This window comes from Actinotalea sp. JY-7885, from assembly GCF_014525465.1.
In the GTDB taxonomy this organism is placed as follows: Bacteria; Actinomycetota; Actinomycetes; order Actinomycetales; family Cellulomonadaceae; genus Actinotalea.
Genome location: NZ_JACEXH010000327.1, coordinates 1 through 1,213, shown reverse-complemented (window position 1 = coordinate 1,213; position 1,213 = coordinate 1). Strand labels below are relative to the sequence as shown.

The 1,213-nt window shown below is 79.4% G+C and carries 1 protein-coding gene; it reads left to right on the top strand.

From position 1 onward, the window contains the following. Positions 1–1,213: AMP-binding protein (locus IDM29_RS16785; protein WP_188037846.1), on the top strand; the 1,213-nt coding region annotated here is incomplete at both ends.

Here is a 1,213-nt window from a genome sequence, read left to right as displayed (position 1 = left end):
GACCCGCGCCGTGCGCGGCGCGCGACCCGACCACGTGATCGGCGCCCTGCGGGGCCTGAGCGCCGCCCGCGCGCTCGGCTGGCCGGGCCGGCGCCTCTCGACCACGCCCCTGCCACCGGCCGTGGCCCGCGCCCTGGGCGTCGACCACGCGCTGGTCGACCTCCTCGACCTCGGACGGGGCGTCGACCTCCCGGACGATCCCGACGCCGACGCGACCGCCGCCGTGCTCTTCACCTCCGGCTCCACCGGCCCCGCCAAGGGCGTCGTCTACACGCACCGCCAGCTCGCGGCCGTGGCGGTCGCCCTGGGCGCGCAGTACGACCTGGGGACCGGCACCGGCCTCGTCGCGGGCTTCGCGCCCTTCGCGCTGCTCGGGCCGGCGCTGGGCGCGCGCTCGGTCACCCCGGCCATGGACGTGACCTCCCCGCGGACGCTGACCGCGCGCGCGGTCGCCGCCGCGGCGGCCGCGGTCGACGCGACGGTGGTCTTCCTGTCCCCGGCCGCGCTGGTCAACGTCGTCGCGACGGCCGGCGACCTGGGCGCGGACGACCACGCGGCGCTCGCGCGCGTGCGGACCTTCCTGTCCGCCGGGGCGCCCGTTCCCGAGGCCGTGCTCGCCGCCGCGGGCCGCCTGATGCCGAACGCCGAGCCGCACACCCCCTACGGCATGACCGAGGGGCTGCTCATGACCGACGTCACGCTCACCGACATCCGCGAGGCCACCCGCGAGCGGCCGGCCGGGGACCCGGGCGGGGTGTGCGTGGGGCGCCCCACCGCGACCACCCAGGTGCGCGTCAGCGTGCTCGACGACACCGGCGCCGCCACGGGGGAGCCGACGGCCGAGCCGGGCCGCACGGGCGAGATCCTCGTGAGCGCGCCGCACCTCAAGCGCGGCTACTTCCGCCTCCACCTGACCGACCGCGCGGCCACCCGCGGCGTGCCCGGCGCCCGGTGGCACCGCACGGGCGACGTCGGGCACCTCGACGCCGCCGGGCGGCTGTGGGTCGAGGGTCGTCTCGACCACGTCGTCACCACGGCCGACGGTGTGGTCACCCCGGTCGGCCTGGAGCAGGCGATCGAGGCCGTCGAGGCGGTCGCGCGGGCGGCCGTGGTCGGCGTCGGTCCGGCCGGGACGCAGCTGCTCGTCGCCGTGGTCGAGACCCGGCCGCGAGCCCGCCGTCCGGGCCTTGCGCCCGCGGCGCTCGCCGCGGCC